The following is a 15,523-nucleotide window of genomic DNA, read 5'->3' as shown; positions in this document are numbered from 1 at the left end:
TTTTATTTTCATATTTAATTGCTGACTAAAAAAGTAAATTAATTATATATTAATCATTGTGTTGCAATGAAATCTGCACCTATAATTACGCTCCTGATGAGCAGTTAAGTTGGCTTGAAAACTCAGTTGTTGCTAATTAACTCCGTAAAGTACGTCAAAATTTGCTAGACTAGTCGACTCACTTAATGCTGAATCTTTTTCTTGCGGTATGCCCGAATTTTGTGGGTGGTAAGGATAAGTGTAAAGGACGGTTGATGTTCAATCCCATTCCGGAAACCAATCCATACGTTAGTTTGTTGCAGCAGGATTTCGGTTTTTCTGAATTTCGTCCTGGCCAAGCGCAAACGATAACACAACTGTTGGCGGGGAAGTCGAGTTTAGCGATTTTTCCGACGGGTTCTGGTAAATCCCTTTGCTATCAATTTACAGCATTGCAGTTACCCCATTTGAGTTTAGTGATTTCGCCTTTACTCGCCTTGATGAAAGATCAGCTGGAATTTTTACAATCTAAGGGAATTCATGCGGCCAGCATAGATTCAACCTTAAGCGCCGAGCAGAGTCAGCAAGTGATGACAGATGCGCGCTCTGGCAAACTGAAAATTTTAATGGTGTCGGTGGAACGTTTCAAAAATGAACGCTTTAGGCAGTTTATTCAATCGGTTCCGCTATCTATGTTGGTCGTAGATGAGGCGCATTGTATTTCAGAATGGGGCCACAATTTTCGGCCTGATTACCTTAAATTACCCGATTATCGGCGCGAACTTGAGATCCCGCTGGTACTGTTATTGACGGCCACCGCGACACGTAAAGTGAAACTGGATATGGCCAAGCGCTTCGATATTGCGCCCGAACACATAGTACAAACGGGATTTTATCGACCCAATTTAGATTTGACAGTTCTGCCCGTGTCGACTCAAGAGAAAAATGCCTTACTGGTTAACAAGATAACATCATTCTCAGGTGCTGGTATTGTGTATGTGACGTTACAGCAAACCGCCGAAACAGTCGCACGACTCTTATGCCAACAAGGCATAGTCGCCAGTGCCTATCATGCTGGATTTGAAGATGAAAAACGTCAACAAATTCAAAATGATTTTATGCAGGATAAGCTGCAAGTGGTTGTTGCTACCATCGCCTTTGGTATGGGAATCGATAAGAGCAATATCCGTTTTGTGATCCACTATGATTTGCCTAAATCCATTGAAAACTACAGTCAAGAAATCGGCAGAGCAGGGCGTGATGGTGCGTTATCCCATTGTGTGACTTTAGCCAATCTTGATGGACTCAATACTGTTGAAAATTTTGTGTATGGCGATACGCCTGAGCGAGAAGGTATAGCGCAAGTCATTGAAGCTATTCGACTTGAACAAGATTCTGCTCAGTGGGAATGTCAGCTTAATGGCGTGTCGACTGCGAGTAATATTCGCCAGTTGCCGTTAAGAACGTTACTTGTGCAGTTAGAAATTCTAGGTGTGGTTAAGCCGTTATTTGCTTATTACGCCGATGTTAATTACAAATTTTTAGTGGACAAACACGCCATTTTGAGCCGCTTTAATCCAGAGCGGCAGGCGTTTTTGACGCAAATGTTTAATCATACGCAGATGAAGAAAATATGGGGCGCGTTAGATTTTGATGCCTTGTACAGTGCGACGGGCCATGAACGCAGTCGCGTGTTGGCCGCGCTGGAATATTTAGCAGAACATCAGTTAATTGAATTAGAAACCAAACGAATTACTGATGTGTATCGGGTGGATGTTGCCGCATTAGCGCGTCCGGAACTCATCGATGAGCTGTACCATTATTTTCTTGATAAAGAGCAGAAAGAAATTGCGCGAATAGCGCAGTTAGTCCGCTTTTTTGAACTTGAGACGTGCTTAAGCCACAATTTATCCCGTTATTTTGATGATAATGAGACGCCGGCTATCTGCGGTCATTGCAGTGTCTGCCGCGGTCATTTCGCTAAGTTGAGTTATTCGACGGAACCGACTTGGCCGACAGATCAGCAGATATTGGCTGATTTACATGAGTTGAAGCATCATTTAACGGCCAAAGGCATAGATGCTTTATCACTTGATACCTATTGTCGTTGCCTTGCTGGCATGTCAGTTCCTTTGGTGAGTCGTTTTCAAGTGCGTAAGTTGAGTGGTTTCGGCCGCTGTGAAAAATTGAGATATGCTGAAATTAAACAGAAAGTTGAGTCACTGTTGTCGCAACTAGATGATAAAAGAGTTGAACATGAATAAGGCCGTAAAAAAGATGTTAGCCACCCATGAACATTTGGTTCACTCTGAAGGTGTGACTGTGGTTTCGCATATGCAAAGGGAAAAGGCGGAGTGGATACAACATACTGTTATGATTGAAGATTGTGACGTGCCGTTTAAGTTTAGACGGGTCAAAAAGTATCGTAATCTGCAAGGGCAAAAGATCAATGTCATCTATTACCCAGAGACAGAAACTGTAGCAGGTTTTGAAATAGAAATTATGCAAGTCGTTAGAATCAAACGATTCTAGTTAATGCGCTTCGAGTCTTTGCTTTTATCAATCAGCAAAGACTCGAAGCGCATTTGATTGATGACGCAAGAATTAAATTCGGCTATTTACTTGGAATATTGATAGGTTGAATCTACTTTCCAAGTTCTGAAACGCAGTTCAGCGCCTTCTGGTAGATAAAACACCTTAGGCAAGCGACTGTCGTAGCGCATTTTTAGTTCACCCGGAATACGTACAAAAGCTTCTTTCTTCGCCAATTCGAAACAGGCCATCATAGTGCTTGGGCCTTCAGCGATTTCATCCACTTGATAGTAGTTATAACCCCAACCTTGTACTGTCAGTTCCTTCAACTCCCCGTTTAATCCATGCTTATTGCAATCAACCATTTGAGTCTGACCAATTTGGATTTCGACCATGTAGTCATCTTCGTTTTCTAATTTAGGTAAACTCAAAATGTGCTGCACCATACCTGCTGCCGGAGCAGGGAACATCTTAGTGGCTTCCTGCGCGCTGTAATCTTTTGGATCGAAACGTTGAATACTGATCATAGGCGCATTTAACCCTGTTGGATGTGGTGGGCTCACCGCCACGGCATTGAATGACAATAGTGCAAATGCAAGGGGAACAGCGCTAACGCTAAATAAGGTCTTCAATTTCATTTTATTTCTCCTAATCGAACTGAATTGATGTCGATAAATTTGTCTGTGTTCTGCTCCCTATAAACGCAGCAGAGGTAAAAAAGGGTTAAATTATTCAATAAAAAATCGATTTTTTATTCAAATAATCTTTATCAATCTGAATAATAAGGGTTGATTACACTTTCCAATGACTTATTTTGTTAAGTTCGCAGCTATTTCAATTCTTTGCTGTGGCTGTTTTATGACTCATATCATGCGAAAAATATACGAAATAGCCTAGATAAAAACCTTAAAACTTGGATTTCAACTTGCACTGAAAAGCCACAGCTGTGTCTGTCTATAACTGCATAAGGCTATAATAAAGCCAATCTAACTCAGCTATGTGAGCTGTTTTTACTCATAAATCAAGCGCTAATCCATTAAACCTTGCCTGATATCCTTTGCCTAGTCTAGCTGCCTATCTTAATTCACATATCAGTGTCTCGACTGATGGCAGGAGGGCAGATGCATTATGGGGATTCAAATACACGTTTAAAAGTTTGAAAACAGTATATCTTGATAAATAGTTAATTTGATCTTCATATATTTTGATTTTCAAACTATAATTCAAGCGACGAGTTTTTCACCATTAATAGCGATAGAAATGGAACAGGGGCCATACAATGAAATCAATGACAGCCGAGCAAGCGACAGGGCATCAAGCTACTACGGGAAGCAGCCAAGGGCACTCACTCGCCCAGTGGCAGCACGCCCATGAGTTTTCGAGTCAGAACCGCGATGGCGAGAAGAACACTCGCTATGTACTGTATTTAACCGTGATCACTATGGTGGCTGAAATTGCTGCCGGAACCATTTACGGTTCTATGGCACTGCTCGCCGACGGTTGGCACATGGGAACCCATGCCGCGGCCTTTATGATCACGTTATTCGCCTATTCGTATGCCCGTAAACACGCTAACGATCCTGCATTTGCTTTCGGTACTGGCAAAGTGAGTGTGCTTGGCGGTTATACCAGCGCAATAGCGCTAGGACTTGTGGCACTGGTGATGTTGATTGAATCGGGAATGCGACTGATTAATCCTGAGCAAATCCATTTTAACGAAGCCATATTTGTGGCTGTCATAGGTTTGAGCGTTAATGTGCTGAGTGTATTTTTACTCAAAGATCACCATACCCACGACCATGGGCACACTCATGGTCATAGTCACGATCATGGACATCAAGATGATCATGAAGACGAGCATGCTCATCACAGCTGCGAAGCACACTCCTCTCATGACGATCACGTCCATACGGCTCATTCACATGGTGCGGGTCCACATACACATGATGACTCACATGTACACGTTGAAAGTCATCAAGATCATAGCCATTGCCATCATAAACAGGAGCACCATGCTGCTGAGCATGAGCATGAGCATGAGCATGAGCATGAGCATGAGCATGAGCATGAGCATGAGCATGAGAGTCAGAAGGCACACGGTGGTCATGATCACAACCTACGCGCCGCCTATTTTCACGTATTAGCCGATGCGTTAACGTCAGTGCTCGCCATTGCGGCCTTGTTGTTTGGTAAATACATGGGACTGACTTGGCTCGATCCGGTTATGGGTATAGTGGGTGCTGTGATTATTAGCCGTTGGTCATGGGGACTCATTCAGCAAACGAGTCCTATCTTACTTGACGGTGGTGTTAAAGCGTCATTGCAGCGTAAGGTCGTGGAAACCCTTGAGGCCGTACCGGATCATCAAGTGGCCGATTTACACCTTTGGCGAGTGAGTGCCGATCACCATGCTATTATGGTGTCTATCGTGTCCCATTCACCGAAAGATGTCAGTTATTTTAATCAGTTACTGTCACAATTTCCTGAATTGGCTCATATCACTATTGAACTCCATACTTGCCGTCAGCGCGAGTGTATGGTTAAGGAAGCCTAAATGACTGTTGAACATCATCATTCATCAAACCTGAATTTAACGACTGCTCATTCAACGGCCGCACATTCAACAGATCATGCATTAAATCATGTGATTATTGAATTTTATGAAAAGCTGTCGTCTTGGGAACACGCCATTGTGCGTGACAAAGGTTTTAGCCTATCGCAGGTGCACACCATTGAGTTACTCGGCGTGCACGGCGCTATGAGGATGAAAGAACTGGCGGATAAAATTGGTGTCACAACAGGCACACTAACGGTCCAAATCGACAAAATGGTAGAAGCTGAGTGGGTTGTACGTCGTCCCCATGAAACCGATCGTCGTTCGATTCTGGTGGAGTTAACCGAAAAGGGCCAAACTTTGTTCCTTGAACATGATGCATTACATCTACAACTCACCACAGATCTCACCGCTAAAATGAGCAGTGAAGAACGTATCGTGCTGCTCAATTTGTTGTCTCGCATGAATAACGAGTTTTAATTTACCCTATTTCATCCACTAAAAAGCGTCCCTCGTGGACGCTTTTTTATAGCATGACATCTTTAAAAACGCGATTCATTCTAGATTAATCATCAGCTATTACAGTATCTTACCTTTTGTTACATTCTTGTTGGATTAATAGTTGAACTGGATATTAATTAAGGTAATGTAAGGGCAGATCTCAAGATGGACTTTGTTTAAAAGGAATAGAATGAATAATAAATTACTGCCTTTGTGCATTGCAGGAGTGCTCGGTATGAGCAGTCAACTTCACGCAGAAGAAGATAAATACATTTGGTTAGAAGATGTTGAAGGCGCTAAGCCTATGGAATGGGTGAAAACCCAAAATGCTGCATCTGCCGCCGAAATTAAAGCGTTTAAAGGTTTTGATACCTTAGTGGCGAACAGTCTCGCCATCCTGAACGATAAAGAACGCATTCCCTACGCGACCCACATTGGCGACAAGTTATACAACTTTTGGAAGGATGACACCCATGTGCGCGGTATTTACCGCCGCACTACCATGGAAGAATATGCTAAACCCGATCCCAAATGGGAGACTGTGCTTGATATCGATGCCCTAGGTAAAGCTGAATCCGTCAATTGGGTATTTAAGGATATTAGCTGTCAGTATCCCGAAAATGAGCGCTGTTTTGTCTCACTTTCCCGCGGCGGTGCCGATGCGGTGGAAGTGCGAGAATTTAATTTAAATACTAAATCCTTTGTTGCCACCAAAGATAAGCCATTCTTTTTGAAAGAAGCCAAATCAAGTCTGAGCTGGATAGATAAAGACCACGCCTTTGTCGGTACTGATTTTGGTGATGGTCAAAGCATGACTGACTCAGGTTATCCACGGGAAGTGAAACTCTGGCAACGTGGTACAGCACTCGAGCAAGCGAAACCGATTTTCACTGGTGACAAAACCTCAGTCGCAGTATCAGGCTGGGTTTTATTCGATGATAAAACGCCGCTGAGTTTAGTCACCGAGGCACATACTTTTTATACCGCCAGCCAATATGTCTATCAAGATGGCAAACTCATTGGGTTGCCATTACCTCAAGATGCTGAGATTAAAGGTTATTTTAAAGGTAAGTTATTTATTGAGTTAAAGAGCGATTTAACCAACAAAGACGGTAACTTTAAGCAAGGCGCGGTCGTGTATGCCGATGTGGCGGATCTTATCGCCCAAAAAGCCAAATTCAGTTTATTTGTGAGCCCGACTCAGACCGCATCGATAGCGCAGCTGAGTTTTAGTAAAAGTGCGATTTTCGTGAATTGGCTCGATAACGTGAAAAGCAAATTAGTACGGTATGAGCAAGACGAAAAGGGCGCTTGGCAAAGCACCCAAGTCCCATTCGAAGCGAATGGCGCCTTGACGGTAATGGACGTTGAGCAAGACAGTGATGATTTTTTTGTGAATTACACCAGTTTTCTTGAGCCTTCAAGCCTCTATACGGTTAATGCAAAAACCTTAAATCCGAAGAAAATTAAAGGTATGCCGCAACAGTTTGCTGCGGATAAGTTTAAAACTGAGCAATACTTTGCGACGTCTAAAGATGGCACTAAAGTACCGTACTTTGTGGTGATGGCTAAGGATCTTAAGTTAGATGGCACTAATCCTACGCTACTTTATGGCTATGGTGGGTTTGAAGTCTCACTGCGTCCATCCTATTCGGCCACCATTGGTAAGAACTGGTTAGAGCAAGGCGGCGTCTATGTGTTATCTAACATTCGTGGCGGTGGCGAATATGGCCCAGCTTGGCATCAAGCTGCGTTAAAGCAAAATCGACATAAAGCCTATGAGGATTTCGAGGCAATAGCGGAAGATTTGATTGCCCGTAAAATCACGTCAAGTAAACATTTAGGCATCCAAGGTGGCAGCAACGGTGGCCTGTTAATGGGGGCGGCATTTACCCGCAGACCGGATCTGTACAACGCTGTTGTGTGCCAAGTACCTCTGCTTGATATGTTTAGATTCAATAAGTTACTCGCCGGTGCCAGCTGGATGGGCGAATACGGTAATCCGGATATTCCTGAGGAATGGGCTTACATTAAAACTTACTCTCCTTACCATAATCTGCATAAAGACGTGCATTATCCAAAGGTCTTTTTCACCACATCGACCCGTGATGATAGGGTTCACCCTGGTCACGCCCGTAAGATGGTTGCTAAGATGAAAGACATGGAAATTGATGTTTTGTATTACGAAAATATTGAAGGTGGCCACGCCGGCGCTGCAGATAATAATCAAGCCGCGGAACTTAATTCAATGGCGTTTGCCTACTTATTACAGCAATTAAGATAATTACCGCTGGGTTAGCATGAATTGTTAACTCTTCACTGGTAAAACCGAGCAAGACCCTAATAGGTTGGGGAGCAGAAAACGGTCGAACTTATTGAGGTTCGGCCGTTTTTTTAAATTTATTATTTAATGTTAACAATACCCACAGATAATTTGAGCCATTGCCGAGAGCTTGCTACTATTGCGAAAAAATTTCACTGTCAAAGGCTAAGACTACCTTAAGAATACTAAGTTATTCTCGACAAACAACTAATTTGAGTGAGAGCTATCAGTGTTAGCAAGATTTAAGACTCTATCGGTGAATCGATTCACTTTTATCACAGCGTTATTTTACGTCTGTATTTTCAATATCCCATTGTTTGGCATCATTAAGAAAGGCATTGAAAAACAACCTGATGTCGATCCTATCTTCATCGCTACTGTGCCGTTGTTTTTAACCTTTGCACTCAGTTTTGTATTTTCCTTATTTACGGTGAAGTATCTCGTTAAACCGTTTTTCATCTTACTCACCTTGTTATCATCGAGTGTGTTCTTCGCTGCCTACCAATACAATGTCGTCTTCGATTACGGCATGATAGAAAACACTTTTCAAACCAATCATGCCGAAGCGTTCATGTATGTGAATTTCGCTTCGATAATGAATATGTTACTGACTGGGATTTTACCCGCGTACCTTATCTATAAAGCGGATATTCAGTACAAACCTTTCCTAAAAGAACTACTGCATAAAGTGCTTTTTATGCTAGCGATGTTGGCAGGACTGGGCATTATTGCTTTCTTCTATTTTCAAGATTACGCAGCCTTTGGCCGTAACAACGACGAGCTAAAACGTTATATCGTGCCGACGTATTTTATCGGTGCTGTGTCTAAGTACATCAATGTGCAGTACTTGCAAACGCCAATGGAATATCAGCAACTTGGCCTCGATGCAAAAAATGTCAGTGCTAACTCAAATGGTAAACCGAATTTATTAGTTCTAGTCGTGGGGGAAACCGCGCGTTCAATGAGTTATCAGTATTATGGCTACGACAAGCCAACCAACGCCCACACTCAAGACCAAGGATTAATAGTCTTTAAAGATACCCATTCATGTGGCACTGCAACGGCAGTATCTTTGCCTTGCATGTTTTCTCGCATGGGACGGGAAGATTACGATTCACGCCGTGCCTATGCTCAAGACACCGCCGTTGATGTGTTGGATCATGGTGGTATTAAAGTACAGTGGTTTGACAATGATTCTGGCTGTAAAGGGGTGTGTGACCAAGTTGAAAACATAACCATTGATTTGAACAGTGATCCTAAGTTGTGCACTGGCCAATATTGTTTCGACCAAGTATTACTGAACAAATTAGATGAAGCCTTAGCCAACGCAGAACGCAAAGATACTGTGATTGTATTGCATGTTATTGGTAGTCATGGCCCGACTTATTTCTTACGTTATCCAGCAGAACACCGTAAGTTCACACCGGATTGTCAGCGCAGTGATATACAAAACTGCAGTGAAGATGAGCTGATGAATACCTATGACAATAGTATTTTGTACACTGACTATATTATTAGCGAAGTGGTTAAAAAGTTAGAAAACCAACAAGATAAATTTGATCCAGCCATGTTGTATCTGAGCGATCATGGCGAGTCTTTAGGCGAAAAAGGCATGTATTTACATGGCGCGCCTTACAGTATCGCACCGATTGAGCAGACGAGCATTCCTATGCTTGCTTGGGTATCAAAAGATTTTAGCCAAGATAATCAATTGGATATGGATTGTTTGGCTGAGCATGCGGCGAAAGGTGGTTTCTCCCATGACAATTTATTCGATAGTCTATTGGGACTAATGAATATCAAAACTGAGGTATATCAGCCTGAATTAGATATCCTTGCTCGCTGCCGCGGTTAATTGTGGACTTAATTGTCGCGAGGTTTTGCTCGTTCTAGTTGGTTCGACACCATGATGAGGAAGAGGATGGCAACATCCTCTTTTCTTTTGCTCCCTGTCATAATAATTGATTTCTCCCATATCCAAATTGAATCAGTTGAGTTAACTTAATGTATACAAAAACATAACAAATCTATGGTTCGCGATTTATGTCTTCTACTGCAGAAAATAAAGAACTTGATTCTGCCGCGCAAATTTTGCGTTTGGCCGTGCCGCAAATGTCTGCCCTCGATATTCCTGTTACTCCTGAAAATTACACTGTTTGGTATGAATATTTTGCAGGCACAAATCTCGATTTAAATCGCGCGATTGATGGTTTTTTGGCGAATTCTGTCTCTTTTACCAAGGAAGTTAATACTAGTCTTTATAAAACCTTTATCCAAGAACAGTCACCAGAAGTGATTGAAAATGTTCAGATTGAAACACAAATCTTGATCAATAGCCTGTTAAATAAAATCAGCCAGTTGAGTCAAGGAACCGCGGCATTTTCTGGCTCATTAGCCGAGTTTGGTTTGCGATTACAAACTAATCCCGATATCAATACCTTAAACGAGCTGGTTGATGGTGTGGTCGATGAGATGCAGATGCTACTTATCAACAACCGTGAGATGGAGCAAAGTCTGTGTACCATGGGTCAAGAAGTACAAAATCTTAAATCTGAAATGGAAAATCTTAGCCTCGCGGCGATGACAGACCAATTAACGTCTCTGCATAATCGCCGCGCCTATGAATTGAGTATTCAGGATCAAATCTACCGTTCACAAGATCACCAGACCCGCTGTAGTCTCTTACTGATTGATATCGATAATTTTAAAGCCTTTAACGACACCTATGGTCATTTAACGGGTGATAAAGTATTGGCCTATGTCGCATTAGCCTTAAAGCAATGTGTGCGTGGGGATGACTTTGTTGCGCGTTATGGCGGCGAAGAATTTGTGGTGGTGCTACCTAACACCCATTTTCACGACGCATTGCAAGTGGCTGAAAATCTGCGTGAACGTATTTCTGAGCGGCGCTTAACGGTAGGGAAAGACAAAAAACTTTCCCTTGGCGCGATTACTGTCTCGATTGGGATGGCCTCATTGCAACAGGGGGATGATGCTGAAACGCTGTTTAGTCGCGCCGATAAAGCACTGTACCAAGCTAAGTCTGAAGGCCGTAACTGTGTTAGAGGCTGAGAATGTGGGTACGAGTGTCGATGTTTCAAGGTGTTAAGTATTAGCTCGGTCGCTATTTCGTTAAATAATCATTTACTTAGGATAACAAAACGCCGCAATGATTTGCGGCGTTTTTGTTTGTCTGGGTAGGTGCTATTGATCACTGGGCGGTTTTAAATCCATGTGCATTTTGATCAAATGTTCCTCCATATCGAAGGTCACTTTAAAACCGAGACTCTTGGCAAGACTGGCCATATTGCGATTCTCAAACATGGTAAAGCCGGTGAGCACGGGCGTGTCGTTGGCCTGATAATATTTGATCAATTTTTCGAGTAACAATTTGCCTAACCCTATACCTTGATGATCGCCACGCACCGCCATGGCAAACTCGGCCTCGGTATTATCAGGGTCAATAGATGCACGCACGGCACCTAAGGTGATGTCATCGCCATCGGGTCCCTTAGCCGTGGCGATAAAGGCCATCTCACGGGCGTAATCGATTTGAGTTAATACCGCCATTTCTTCATGGGTCATTTTCGAGCGCACCCCAAAATAACGTTTGTATCTGTCTTCATCGGATAACGAATTATCGAAGGCCAAATGTTTAGGCTCATCTTCGGGCAAAATCGGCCTTAGCATTACCTTAAGGCCATTTTTAAGCTCGGCGAATTCTTCTAATTCCTTCGGATAGGGCATGATGGCCATCCGCGATGAACTGTCGGCATTGGCATCATGCAAACGGATATTCACATCGAGCAGAGTGATGTTTTCACCCGCGGCCAGTACTGGGTTTAAATCTAACGAGGCGATTTCAGGGCAATCGATAATAATATGGGATATTTGCGTTAACATCACGCACAGGGCATTCATGTCTAGACCCAGTGGTAAATGTCTGTCCTTTAACTTATGGGTCTTTAACGCTTGGATCACCATATAACGCGCCAGTGCCATATTCAGGGGAGGCAGGGCAACGGCAGCATCATTGGTGGGGTCCCATTCTGAGCCACCTTCGCCAAGGCAAATCGCAGGACCAAAGACGGGATCGCTTATCACGGCCACGCGGATTTCCTGCGCGCCAGCGGTCAACGCCATTTTCTGCACTATCATGCCTTCAATAATGGCTTCGGGATTGGCTTGATGCACCCTCTGGGTAATCGCATTCGCGGCGTGGCGGATATCTTCAGCCGAGGTTAAATTGAGCATCACTCCGTGCACATCGGACTTATGCAAGATGTTAGGGGATTGCACTTTTAACGCTAAGGGATAGCCCGCTTCATTCGCAATGGCCACCGCTTCATCGGCATCTTTCACAAACCAAGTGTCTATAGTGTTAAGCCCATAAGCACGCAAAATAGGGCTGGCCTCATGGGTTTCCAGTACCGATTTTCCTTTAGCTTGAGCCGCTTGCAATAATTTGCGCGCCGTGAGGCTATCTGTCGGAATATTATCGGGGATCGATTGCGGCACTTCTTGCAGCAGTTTTTGGTTACGACGGTATTCAACCATGTGCATAAAGGCCCCCACAGCACCTTCGGGTGTACGGTAGGTGGATATACCGCCCTTAGTGAAGCGTTTTCGTGCCTGATAAGCTGAGTCTTCACCGCTCCAGTTCGTCAAAATATTGAGGCGATTCTTTTTGGGATGCGCGTGGATCACACTCACCAAAGCATCAGCTATCTCAACACTTTCACCGAGTGCTGAAGGGGAGTGCAAGACCAAAATAGCGTCAAGTTCATTGGAATCCATCAAGATAGTCAAAGCTTTAGCATATCGTGATGCGTTCGCATCACCAATGATATCGATGGGGTTTTGCCTTGACCAAGTATTCGGTAACACGGCTTCTAATTTGGCTATGGTGTCATCTGACAATTCAGCCAATTTACCGCCGCGCATAATGAGTTCATCCACAGCTAACACCGCGGGGCCGCCACCATTACTGATAATTCCTAAGCGTTCACCTTGCAGCGGATTAGAATGCGCGAGGCTTTCAACCGCGGCAAACAGTTCAATTAGATCGTTAACCCGCAACATACCTGCACGGCGAAACGCCGCTTCATACACTGCATCGTTACCGCCAACACCACCCGTATGCAATTTTGCGGCGCGGGCACCTTCGGCGCTGCGGCCCGATTTAATCACTAGAATTGGTTTATTGCGTGAAGCGGCTCGAGCAGCGGAGAGGAAATGGCGCTTCTCATTCACTGAGTCGATATAAAGCATGATGGCGCTGGTGCGACTATCGCGGCCAAGGTAATCGAGCAGTTCGTCAAAGTTAATGTCGGTGGCATCACCGAGGGAGATAAAGGAGGAAAAGCCAATACCTTTGTTATTGGCCCAATCGAGTACCGTTGTACAAATAGCAGCCGATTGAGACACAAATGCTATTTTGCCCGGTAGGGCGCTGGCGTGGGCTAAGCTGGCATTTAATCCCAATGGGGGTAATAGCATTCCTAAGCTATTTGGCCCCAGAATGCGCATCCCGTAACGCTTAGCATTTTGCATGGCAAGGTCGAGCAGGCTCACGCCATCTTCGTTAAATTCCTGTGCCATTCCCGCTGCCATAATAATGGCCACCTTACAGCCAAATTGCGCAAGGGTTTCAACAATGGTGGGCACACGGCAAGCGCGGGTACAAATAACCGCTAAATCGGGTTTGATGGGTAAGGCTTCAATATTGGGATAGGCGAGCACGCCCATCACTGCCCGATACTTAGGGGTGACTGGCATGATAGGCCCCGAAAAACCACTCGATAGTAGGTTTTTCATCAGCACATTACCCGCGCGTTTTTCGGTATTCGAAGCGCCGATAATGGCAACGGAAGTCGGTTTAAATAAGGAGTTTAATGTACGTTGACTCATAAGCGATCCCATCCCAATCTATGACGCTTCCAGTGTAACCTAGGGTATGAGGACTGCACAGTTAAGTTTCGGGTTCCATTAAGACAAGTTTATTAGCAAATCATGAATTTACGGCAATTTACTGAGAATTAGCGCTCAATGCTGAGGATTTATATCGCGATAACTGCATTTTCCGCATTGCGACACGTAACAATGTGAATAATTTCACTTTCGTGTTTGAAAATCACCCAATATGAAACTACTTTTTAATCACTGTACAATTATTGTGAAGTCCATATGACATACAAGGATGGGGTCGTTGCGGTGCTCGCGGCAGGCGTTGGATATGCGCTGAGTTTGATGACATTGTGGGCTATTGGTCCGGTTATTTCTGTATTGATGATGTTGCTGTGGCAATTTTATCAGCATAAGCAAATGCAGTCAGTTCAACAGCATGATGATAAGTCCTTCAACAACCAACTTGCCGCGGATTGGCAAGCCCATATCAATCTGTATCAAGAGTCAATCACGACACTTAACGGCTGCGAGGCTAACATTGACAGTGTGCTAGCGGTGCAAGGTGACGCAGTCAATTTGCTCGGTGAGTCATTCGATGGTTTAGGGCGGTTAATGACGGAGCAGACAGGATTTATTTCAGATCTCGTTAAGAGTACTGATGATGCTGAGTTATTCCATTCAGATCAAATGAAGCAATTTGCCAATAATACCTCAATGACGTTAGAGCGCTTTATTCAATCCACCATAGAAATGTCGGCATCAACTATGGAGTTGTTGGAAAAAGTGAATCTCATCTACGAGTCTATGCCTCAAGCAATGAAAGCCTTGCAAGACATAGATCAAATCTCGTCCCAGACTAATTTGCTGGCTTTAAATGCGGCAATTGAAGCGGCGCGGGCGGGTGATGCGGGTAGAGGTTTTGCCGTTGTGGCAGATGAAGTGCGCGCTTTATCTACTCGTAGCGCGGGTTTTAGTGAAAGCATACAAAAACAGCTTAAATCAATTCAAATTCAGATTGAACAATTAACCGTACACGTGAGTAAAGTCGCCGCTCAAGATATGACTTATATTATTGATGCAAAAAAGGATATAGATACTGCACTAAGGCAGATTATCGTTAAAGCAGAGAAGGATTCTCAAGTGATTGAACGTATCGATTCATCCGCACATGAACTAGAACAAGCCATCTCGGATACTATTCGGGGATTGCAGTTCAGTGATATTACTTCCCAAAGCCTGATTTACACAAATCAGTCCCTAAACCATTTAAAAGAATCGCTCAATCGCGTCACCACTATGTCACAACAGGAGTTTGGCATTAAGGGGGATGATATCACAATACAAATGAGTCGCCGACGTCAGGAGACTCATAATCCCGTTTCAAGGGATCAAATTACCTGTGGTGAAATTGAACTCTTTTAATTAGGGATAACAAAATGTCAAATATTAAAGTTATTTCATTGCCAGAGCGCTTTGACTTTTATTACCACAAGAAATTCACCAGTGATTATCAAGATATTTTAACGCTTCCAGAGGTTAACCATATTATTTTAGATTTTAGTCGAGTGCTTTACCTCGATAGTTCTGCTTTAGGCATGATGGTACTGCTGCATCGTAAGGCGCAGGAGTTACATATTTCTACGTCTGTAAAAGGTGCACATGGTCAGGCGAATGAAATCCTTAGTATTGCCAATATGCAGAAAATCTACATCATAGAGTAACACTCA

At 43.6% G+C, this 15,523-nt stretch carries 11 protein-coding genes; 9 read left to right on the top strand and 2 right to left on the bottom strand.

All coding sequences use genetic code 11. The features are described from left to right. The first annotated feature begins 254 nt into the window (after positions 1-254). Positions 255-2,243, top strand: a complete 1,989-nt coding sequence (locus L5M37_RS04105; RefSeq protein WP_263199499.1) for an ATP-dependent DNA helicase RecQ — start codon at positions 255-257, stop codon at positions 2,241-2,243. Beyond that, the gene (locus L5M37_RS04100; protein ID WP_028759892.1) at positions 2,236-2,511 is read left to right on the top strand and encodes a hypothetical protein; all 276 of its coding nucleotides are present in this window, start codon (positions 2,236-2,238) and stop codon (positions 2,509-2,511) included. Before L5M37_RS04105 ends, L5M37_RS04100 begins: the two co-directional genes overlap by 8 nt. A gap of 86 nt (positions 2,512-2,597) precedes the next feature. Here L5M37_RS04100 and eco read toward each other — a convergent pair whose 3' ends face one another. Continuing rightward, the gene (eco, locus tag L5M37_RS04095; protein ID WP_263199498.1) at positions 2,598-3,149 is read right to left on the bottom strand and encodes a serine protease inhibitor ecotin; all 552 of its coding nucleotides are present in this window, start codon (positions 3,147-3,149) and stop codon (positions 2,598-2,600) included. A gap of 641 nt (positions 3,150-3,790) precedes the next feature. On the opposite strand from eco, the gene L5M37_RS04090 reads away from it, so the two are divergent. The 5 genes from L5M37_RS04090 (at position 3,791) to L5M37_RS04070 (ending at position 10,961) form a co-directional block, all read left to right on the top strand. Continuing rightward, complete coding sequence (locus L5M37_RS04090; RefSeq protein ID WP_263199495.1) at positions 3,791-5,065, top strand: cation diffusion facilitator family transporter; 1,275 nt, start codon at positions 3,791-3,793, stop codon at positions 5,063-5,065. Continuing rightward, the gene (locus L5M37_RS04085; RefSeq protein ID WP_173244777.1) at positions 5,066-5,545 is read left to right on the top strand and encodes a MarR family winged helix-turn-helix transcriptional regulator; all 480 of its coding nucleotides are present in this window, start codon (positions 5,066-5,068) and stop codon (positions 5,543-5,545) included. It begins immediately after the preceding gene. A gap of 211 nt (positions 5,546-5,756) precedes the next feature. Then, positions 5,757-7,850, top strand: coding sequence for a prolyl oligopeptidase family serine peptidase (locus L5M37_RS04080; RefSeq protein ID WP_263199494.1), 2,094 nt, complete (start codon positions 5,757-5,759; stop codon positions 7,848-7,850). A 268-nt stretch (positions 7,851-8,118) separates the two neighbouring features. Next, positions 8,119-9,744, top strand: coding sequence for a phosphoethanolamine transferase (locus L5M37_RS04075; RefSeq protein ID WP_263199492.1), 1,626 nt, complete (start codon positions 8,119-8,121; stop codon positions 9,742-9,744). Positions 9,745-9,932: 188 nt separating this feature from the next. Then, positions 9,933-10,961 carry a GGDEF domain-containing protein gene (locus L5M37_RS04070; protein WP_028759897.1) on the top strand — a complete coding sequence of 343 codons (1,029 nt, stop codon included), beginning with the start codon at positions 9,933-9,935 and terminating at the stop codon, positions 10,959-10,961. A 132-nt stretch (positions 10,962-11,093) separates the two neighbouring features. Here the strand turns inward: L5M37_RS04070 and L5M37_RS04065 are convergent, their stop codons facing one another. Then, positions 11,094-13,799, bottom strand: a complete 2,706-nt coding sequence (locus L5M37_RS04065) for an acetate--CoA ligase family protein (protein WP_173244787.1) — start codon at positions 13,797-13,799, stop codon at positions 11,094-11,096. Positions 13,800-14,075: 276 nt separating this feature from the next. On the opposite strand from L5M37_RS04065, the gene L5M37_RS04060 reads away from it, so the two are divergent. Next, positions 14,076-15,218, top strand: coding sequence for a methyl-accepting chemotaxis protein (locus L5M37_RS04060; RefSeq protein WP_219252397.1), 1,143 nt, complete (start codon positions 14,076-14,078; stop codon positions 15,216-15,218). A 14-nt stretch (positions 15,219-15,232) separates the two neighbouring features. Further along, on the top strand, positions 15,233-15,517 hold the full coding sequence (locus L5M37_RS04055; protein WP_028759900.1) for an STAS domain-containing protein: 285 nt from the start codon (positions 15,233-15,235) through the stop codon (positions 15,515-15,517). Positions 15,518-15,523: the final 6 nt, after the last annotated feature.

The organism is Shewanella sp. SM69 (assembly GCF_025653985.1).
Lineage (GTDB): Bacteria > Pseudomonadota > Gammaproteobacteria > Enterobacterales > Shewanellaceae > Shewanella > Shewanella oncorhynchi.
The sequence above is the reverse complement of the archived record's forward strand: the minus strand, read 5'-3'. Positions and strand labels throughout refer to the sequence as shown.

Excerpts from the sequence above, each read along its gene's own strand:
- L5M37_RS04070 (WP_028759897.1), top strand. The coding sequence starts at position 9,933 with ATGTCTTCTACTGCAGAAAATAAAGAACTTGATTCTGCCGCGCAAATT.
- L5M37_RS04065 (WP_173244787.1), bottom strand. The coding sequence starts at position 13,799 with ATGAGTCAACGTACATTAAACTCCTTATTTAAACCGACTTCCGTTGCC.
- L5M37_RS04055 (WP_028759900.1), top strand. The coding sequence starts at position 15,233 with ATGTCAAATATTAAAGTTATTTCATTGCCAGAGCGCTTTGACTTTTAT.
- L5M37_RS04085 (WP_173244777.1), top strand. The coding sequence starts at position 5,066 with ATGACTGTTGAACATCATCATTCATCAAACCTGAATTTAACGACTGCT.
- eco (WP_263199498.1), bottom strand. The coding sequence starts at position 3,149 with ATGAAATTGAAGACCTTATTTAGCGTTAGCGCTGTTCCCCTTGCATTT.
- L5M37_RS04100 (WP_028759892.1), top strand. The coding sequence starts at position 2,236 with ATGAATAAGGCCGTAAAAAAGATGTTAGCCACCCATGAACATTTGGTT.
- L5M37_RS04105 (WP_263199499.1), top strand. The coding sequence starts at position 255 with ATGTTCAATCCCATTCCGGAAACCAATCCATACGTTAGTTTGTTGCAG.
- L5M37_RS04080 (WP_263199494.1), top strand. The coding sequence starts at position 5,757 with ATGAATAATAAATTACTGCCTTTGTGCATTGCAGGAGTGCTCGGTATG.
- L5M37_RS04060 (WP_219252397.1), top strand. The coding sequence starts at position 14,076 with ATGACATACAAGGATGGGGTCGTTGCGGTGCTCGCGGCAGGCGTTGGA.
- L5M37_RS04090 (WP_263199495.1), top strand. The coding sequence starts at position 3,791 with ATGAAATCAATGACAGCCGAGCAAGCGACAGGGCATCAAGCTACTACG.